Origin of the sequence: Falsiroseomonas sp., from assembly GCF_051859025.1 — a bacterium.
Taxonomy (GTDB): Bacteria; Pseudomonadota; Alphaproteobacteria; order Acetobacterales; family Acetobacteraceae; genus Falsiroseomonas.
Genome location: NZ_JBHYGL010000025.1, coordinates 33,345 through 39,975, shown reverse-complemented (window position 1 = coordinate 39,975; position 6,631 = coordinate 33,345). Strand labels below are relative to the sequence as shown.

General features: G+C 71.2%; 6 protein-coding genes. 3 read left to right on the top strand and 3 right to left on the bottom strand.

Going from position 1 to position 6,631, the window contains the following annotated elements; genetic code table 11:
• Window positions 1–65: 65 nt before the first annotated feature.
• From ACTIE5_RS20390 to ACTIE5_RS20380, 3 genes are read right to left on the bottom strand one after another with little or no spacing between them, the layout of a single operon-like run.
• A complete protein-coding gene (locus ACTIE5_RS20390) occupies window positions 66–743 on the bottom strand; it encodes a hydrogenase-4 component E (protein ID WP_439551553.1) in 678 nt (225 codons plus the stop codon).
• Window positions 740–1,702 (bottom strand): respiratory chain complex I subunit 1 family protein, encoded by a 963-nt coding sequence (locus ACTIE5_RS20385; protein ID WP_439551552.1) that lies wholly within the window; start codon window positions 1,700–1,702, stop codon window positions 740–742. The genes ACTIE5_RS20390 and ACTIE5_RS20385 overlap by 4 nt, the downstream gene beginning before the upstream one ends.
• Complete coding sequence (locus ACTIE5_RS20380) at window positions 1,699–3,750, bottom strand: proton-conducting transporter transmembrane domain-containing protein (RefSeq protein ID WP_439551551.1); 2,052 nt, start codon at window positions 3,748–3,750, stop codon at window positions 1,699–1,701. Before ACTIE5_RS20380 ends, ACTIE5_RS20385 begins: the two co-directional genes overlap by 4 nt.
• Window positions 3,751–3,995: 245 nt before the next feature.
• Here ACTIE5_RS20380 and ACTIE5_RS20375 point away from each other — a divergent pair, with 245 nt between their 5' ends.
• From ACTIE5_RS20375 to ACTIE5_RS20365, 3 genes are all read left to right on the top strand, one after another.
• Entirely contained in the window at window positions 3,996–4,547 is a 552-nt protein-coding gene (locus ACTIE5_RS20375; protein WP_439551550.1) for a TRAP transporter small permease subunit, read from the top strand.
• Between the two features lie 161 nt (window positions 4,548–4,708).
• Window positions 4,709–6,151: a TRAP transporter large permease gene (locus ACTIE5_RS20370; protein ID WP_439551549.1), complete on the top strand. Its 1,443-nt coding sequence runs from the start codon at window positions 4,709–4,711 to the stop codon at window positions 6,149–6,151.
• Window positions 6,152–6,161: 10 nt separating this feature from the next.
• Window positions 6,162–6,617, top strand: a complete 456-nt coding sequence (locus tag ACTIE5_RS20365) for an SAM-dependent methyltransferase (protein ID WP_439551548.1) — start codon at window positions 6,162–6,164, stop codon at window positions 6,615–6,617.
• The last annotated feature ends 14 nt before the right edge of the window (window positions 6,618–6,631 follow it).

Here is a 6,631-nt window from a genome sequence, read left to right as displayed (position 1 = left end):
GCTCTGCCTCCTGGCGGATGGGGTTTGGGGAAGGCAGCGCCTTCCCCAACTCACCAGCGAAGCCCTCATGCCGGCGGCTCCTCCCCCCGCGCCCGATGCAGGAAGGACGTATCCAGCGTCTCCAGCCGCCCGCGGATCTGGAAGACGACGACGCCGCCGACCACCGCCACCATCAGCACCAGCGCCGCCGTGGACAATTCCACCACCAGCGGCATCCCCGTCACGGCGACGGCGCCCAGGATCAGGCCGTTCTCCAGGCTCATCAGCCCGATCACCTGGCTGATGGCGTTGCGCCGCGTGATCATCATCAGCATGCCCAGCAGCACGACGGACAGCGCCAGCGCCAGATCCTCCCTCGTCAGCGCCTGCGCCTGCCCCGCGGTGATGGGCAGCACCACCAGCACCGAAAGGCCGACCAGCGCCACCGCCGCCACCAGCGAAGGCCCCACTCCCAGTGCCGGCTCCACCGCCCGCTGCAAGCCGAAGCGCCCCAGCACATGGCGCAGCGCCAGCGGAATCAGCACCGCCTTCGCCACCACCGCGATCACCGCGGTCACATAGAGCCCCGCCGCCCCCTGGATGTAGCCCTGCCAGGCCGCGGCCGCGGCCAGCAGCGCGCCCTGCACCGCGAAGGCGTTGATCACCGCGTCGATCCGCCGCTGGTAGAGCAGCACGAAGGACAGCAGCAGCACGCCACCCCCCAGCAGATGCGCGATGTCATAGGCGGGCGATCCGAAGGTCATGCCAGCCTCGTCGAGACAAACAGCAGCAGCGCGCCCAGCAGCCCCAGCAGCAGGGCCGCGCCGAGGAATTCCGGCACCCGGAAGACGCGCATCTTGGCGATCGCGCTCTCGAAACAGGCCAGCGCCAGGCACAGCACGCCGATCTTGGCCACGAAGGCCAGCAGCCCTACCACCCACGCCACCGGCGCGAAGCCCGCGGGCGCGGTGCCGAAGGGAAAGAAGATCGCCGCCAGCAGCGCCAGCCACAGCGTCAGGCGCAGCGCCGCCGCGGCCTCCCACAGCGCCAGGTGGCGGCCGGAGGCTTCCAGGATCATCGCCTCATGCACCATGGTCAGTTCGAGGTGCGTCGCCGGGTTGTCCACGGGGATGCGCGCATTCTCCGCCACCGCCACCGCCAGCAGCGCCACCAGCGCCAGGCCGAGCGAGACGCGCAGGCCCAGCGCCCCCTCCTGGAAGGTGCCCGCGATGGAATCGAGCCCGGTGGTCCCGGCCAGGATCGCGAAGCTCATCACCGCCAGCAGAAGCGCGGGTTCCGCCAGTGCCGCGAAGCTCATCTCCCGCGCCGCGCCGAGCCCGCCAAAGGCCGTGCCGACATCCAGCCCCGCCAGCGCCATCGCCACCCGCCCCAGCGCCAGCAGCCCCGCGATCAGCACGAGGTCCGCGAGCGGCGCGAAGGCCATGCCCCGCGCGAATGACGGCACCAGCGCCACCGCCGCCAGCGCCGCGCCGGCGCCGAGATAGGGCGACGCCCGGCTGATCCAGCTCGCATTGTCCGCCAGCACCGGCCGCTTCAGCAGCAACTTCCGAAAGTCCCGCAACGGCTGGAGGGGGCTGGCGCCGATCCGCCCCATCATCCGCGCCTTCAGCCAGCGGATGACGCCGACGACGAGCGGCGCTGCCACCAGCATCAGCGCCAGGTGGATCGCCTGGGTCAGCAGCCCCGCCAGGAAGGCCATCATCGCGCCTCCAGCCAGGCGATCAGCGCCAGCAGCGCGACCAGCGTGCCGAAGGGCAGCATCAGGCATTGGGCGAGGGTCAGGTCCCGCAGCCTTTCCGTCCGGACCACGATCGCGTCCCGCAGCCGGGCCAGGGGCGCCAGCAGCAGTCGGTCCGACGGGTCGCTGAACCCGGCCTCGATCCGCGCGGGGGATGGATCGCCGGGCGGCGGCATGGTCACGCCCTCATGCACCGCCAGCACGGGGTTGCCCAGCATCCGCCGCAGCGGCTGGCCGAGCCCCGCGGCACTCGGCTGGGTGATCGGGTCGCCGAAGGGCAGGTGCTGCGGGGGCGCGATGAAGCCGCAATCCCAGGCCGGGCTCCGCGCCACCCCCGCCGGCGCCCGGCGCTTGACGGCGAAGACGATGGCCGCCCCCAGCACCGCCAGCAGCAGCGCGATGCCGATCGGCATATAGGCCCCGGCGCCATCGCCGACGCGGATGGCGCCGATCGTCGCGCGTTCCGTCACATCCTGCCGCACCAGCCCCTGCAGCGCGCCTTCGGCCAGGGACAGCATCGGCCCCGGCAGCAGGCCGAACAGCACCGTCAGCCCCGCCGGCAGCAGCAGCGCGGCGCGGGCGAACCAGGGGCCGTCCTGCGCACCGGCCGCCCGCGGCGTCCTCGGCCGGCCGAGGAAGGCCAGGCCGAACAGCCGCACCATCGCCGCCGCCGCCAGCGCCGCCGCCAGCGCGGCCAGCGCCGCCACCCCCACCGCCAGCACCTGGAAGGCGAGGTCACCGACCCGCCAGGCCGCCAGCAGCGCCTGCAGCAGCAGCCATTCGCTGGCGAAGCCGGACAGCGGCGGCAGGCTCGCCGCCGCCCCCACCCCCACCAGTACCGCGGCCGCGGTCCAGGGCATGGCGTGGATCAGCCCGCCGAGGCGATCCAGGCGTCGGGAGGCCGCGCCATGCAGCACCTCCCCCAGCCCCAGGAACAGCAGCGACTTGAACATGGCGTGGTTCAGCGCGTGCAGCAGCGCCGCCCCGGCCGCCAGCCCCGCCAGCGCCCCCAGGTCGGCCGCGCGGAAGGCGCAGGCCAGGCCGAGCCCGATGGCGATCAGCCCGATATTCTCGATGGTGGAACAGGCCAGCAGGGTCTTGCTGTCCTCCTCCAGATTGGCGCGCAGCGCCCCCAGCACGGCGGACGCCGCGCCCAGCACCAGCAGCGGCACGCCCCACCAGATCGGCTGCGCGGGGCCCGACAGGTCGAGCAGCAGCCGCGCCAGGACATAGACGGCGACCTTGGTCATGGCGCCCGACATCAGGGCGGAGACATGGCTCGGCGCCGCCGGATGGGCCAGCGGCAGCCAGGCATGGAGGGGAACGAGCCCCGCCTTGGCCCCCGCGCCGGCCACCACCAGTGCCAGGATCGCGGCGGCGCGCCAGCCCTCCGGCGGGGCTTCGCGCATGGCGGCGAAGGCGATGTCGCCCCCCACCGCCAGCAGCCCCACCGCCGGCACCAGGCAGATGCCCGACAGGATCGCGAAGATGAGGTAGAGGCGCGCCGCCCGCCGGTTCTCCGGCCGGTCGTGGTCGGCCGCGACCAGCGCCCAGGAGGCGAGGGACATGCCCTCGAATCCCAGCAGCAGGGTGAAGCCGTCGGCGGCCAGCAGGGTCAGCGCCATGGCGGCCAGGAACAGCGGGTAGGCCGCCAGCACGCGGGCGGGGGCGTGGCTGTAATGGGCCAGGGCGAACAGCGCCGAACAGGCGCCCGCCAGCCCGAGCAGCAGCAGGAACCAGGCCGACAGGCCATCCAGCGCCAGCAGCATCGGCGCCCAGCTTCCCGGCATCAGCGCCCGCGGCGCCGGCGCGCCCCCCAGCAGCGCCGCCAGCCCGCAGCCCGCGAAGACCAGCGCCGCCAGCAGCGACCCCCCATGCACCAGGAAACCGACCGGCAGCCCGACTGGCAGCCCGACTGGCAGCCCGCCCGGCAGCCCCCGGCCGGCCGCAAGGACCGGCACGATGGCCAGCACCACCAGCAAAGCCAGCGTGAGGGAGAGTGCCGTCAGCACGGCGGGGTGGCGGGGGGCATCACGGCGGCGACGATACGCAGCCAGGCGCCGGGGCAGAAGGGGGAGGGTGGATCATGGACACCCCGCAACGGTCCGGCCATGCCCCCGGTTGCATCCCCGCCCGCCTGCCCCTGAATGACCCTCCCCTGAATGCCCCTTGGCCTGGGGGGACCTGCGGGGCTAGATGGCGCCACTCGGCGCCCCGGCGCCCAAACCATCGAAATCCAGGGAGTGCGCCCGTCTCCATGGGCCCCTTGCTCGCCTTCAGTCGCGGCGTCGATGCCATGAATACAGCCTTCGGCCGCCTGGCCGATTGGCTGGTGCTGCTCGCCTGCCTGGTCAGCGCGGGCAATGCCTTCGCGCGCTATGGCTTCTCCTCCGGCTCCAATGCCTGGCTGGAGGTGCAGTGGTACTTCTTCGCCGCCGTGGTGATGCTGGGCGCCGCCTACACATTGTTCCGCAACGAACATGTGCGGGTGGACCTGATCTATGGCTCGATCAGCGAAAGGGCGCGGATCTGGGTGGATGTGGTCGGCATCGGGCTGTTCCTGCTGCCTGCGATGGTGCTGCTGGCCTGGATGACCTGGCCCTTCTTCGTGGAAAGCTGGATGCGGGCGGAGACCTCCTCCTCCCCCGGCGGGCTGATCCGCTGGCCGGTGAAGCTGCTGCTGCCGCTGGGCTTCGCGCTGATGGCGGTGCAGGGGCTGTCGGAACTGGTGAAGCGCGTGGCCATGCTGCGCGGCATCCGGCTGGAAGACGGCCGCATCCACGCCAGCTACGCCCGGCCCGAGCAATAGGCCCATGCCCCACCGCAACACAACTTCGGCCGCCAGCGGCGGCCCGCGCACAGCGCTCGCGCGTGGCCCCGCGCCACAGCGCTTAGGCGCGAAGGCAAGCCGGCGGATGCCGGCGCCCGTCACGCCGCAGGCGTGCCTGCGGCACGACGTCTGAGGGCACGATGAACATCCTCTCCTATATCGCGTCGATCCCGCATGAGGATCTGATGCCGCCGCTGATGTTCGCGGGGCTGATCGTCTTCCTGCTCATCGGCTTCCCGGCCGCCTTCTCGCTCGCCGCCGTGGGCCTGTTTTTCGGCTTCATCTCGGTCTCGCTGGGCTTCTTCCCGGAAGCCTGGATGTTCAACCTGCCGCTGCGCATCTTCAACATCCTGTCGAACGACCTGCTGCTGGCCATCCCCTTCTTCACGCTGATGGGCGCCATCCTGGAACGCTGCGGCCTGGCGGAGGACCTGCTGGAAGGCACCGGGCAGCTTTTCGGCAAGGTGCCGGGCGGGCTTGCCTATGCCGTCATCATCGTGGGCGCGATCCTGGGCGCCATCACCGGCACGGTCGCGGCCAGCGTCATCGCCATGGGCATGATCAGCCTGCCCATCATGATGCGCACGGGCTACGACATGCGGATCGCGACCGGCGTCATCGCCGCATCCGGCACCATCACCCAGGTCATCCCGCCGTCGCTGGTGCTGATCGTGCTGGGCGACCAGCTCGGCCAGAGCGTCGGCGACATGTATGCGGGCGCCATCGGGCCCTCCATCCTCCAGCTCGCGCTGTTCATCGCCTTCATCGCGCTGGTCAGCATCTTCGCGCCCCATAAGGTGCCGCCCCTGCCGGATGATCTGCTGGAGCCGCGGACCTGGCGCCTGTGGTGGCGCGTGCTGAAGGGCATGGTGCCCAGCGTCGTGCTGATCTTCATGGTGCTGGGCACGATCTTCATGGGCCTGGCGACGCCGACGGAAGCCGGCGCCATGGGCGTGATCGGCGCCATCGCGCTGGCCGCCATCAACCGGCGCCTGACGCGGCCGCTGGTGCGCGAAGCCATGGGCACCACCATGCGCATCACCTCCATGGTCATCTTCATCCTGATCGGCGCGACGGTCTTCTCGCTCGTGTTCCAGGGCGTCGATGGCGGCATCTGGATCGAGCACCTGCTGGCGCAGCTGCCGGGCGGCCAGACCGGCTTCCTGATCTTCGTCAACATCTTCATCTTCTTCCTGGCCTTCTTCCTCGATTTCTTCGAGATCGCCTTCATCGTCATCCCGCTGCTGGCCCCGGTCGCGAAGAACCTCGGCATCGACCTGGTGTGGTTCGGCGTCCTCATCTGCATCAACCTGCAGACCAGCTTCATGCATCCGCCCTTCGGCTTCGCGCTGTTCTACCTGCGCGGCATCGCGCCGAAATCGGTGCTGACGCGGGACATCTACTGGGGCGCTGTGCCCTGGCTCGGCCTGCAGCTCATCCTCGTCGCCATCGTGATCTTCTGGCCGGAGAGCGTGACCTACTGGCTGGACCGCGCGCCGCTTCAGGACCCGAGCACCGTCATCATCGACCTGCCGCCACCACCCGCGCAGCCGGACATGCCGGCGGTGCCGATCTTCCAGTAGGGGGGTTCCGATGATCCTCACGCCCATCGCCCATGTCCGCGGCGGAAGGGCGGAGGCCCTGGACGATGCCTGGGACGGGGTGGAGGCCGAGATCCTGCTGGACCCCACCCAGCTCGGCCCCGATGCCGCGCTCGGGCTCGATGCCTTCAGCCATGTCACGGTGGTCTTCGTCTTCGACCGCATCGACCCCGCGAAGGTCGAACGCAATGCCCGCCACCCGCGCGGGCGCCAGGACTGGCCACGCGTCGGCATCCTCGGCCAGCGCGGATCGCCGCGGCCCAACCGGATCGGCGTCACCACCTGCGCGCTGCTCGGCGTTCAGGGGATGGCGCTGCGGGTCCGGGGGCTGGATGCCATCGACGGCACGCCCGTCCTCGACATCAAGCCGCACATGACGGGCTTCGACCCGCGGGGCGAGGTGCGGGAGCCCGATTGGGCGCGGGCGATCATGCAGGGCTATTGGTAGGGCGCCAGCGCCTC

Coding starts and splice junctions, on each gene's coding strand:
- ACTIE5_RS20375 (WP_439551550.1), top strand. CDS start 3,996: ATGGGCCCCTTGCTCGCCTTCAGTCGCGGCGTCGATGCCATGAATACA.
- ACTIE5_RS20365 (WP_439551548.1), top strand. CDS start 6,162: ATGATCCTCACGCCCATCGCCCATGTCCGCGGCGGAAGGGCGGAGGCC.
- ACTIE5_RS20390 (WP_439551553.1), bottom strand. CDS start 743: ATGACCTTCGGATCGCCCGCCTATGACATCGCGCATCTGCTGGGGGGT.
- ACTIE5_RS20385 (WP_439551552.1), bottom strand. CDS start 1,702: ATGATGGCCTTCCTGGCGGGGCTGCTGACCCAGGCGATCCACCTGGCG.
- ACTIE5_RS20370 (WP_439551549.1), top strand. CDS start 4,709: ATGAACATCCTCTCCTATATCGCGTCGATCCCGCATGAGGATCTGATG.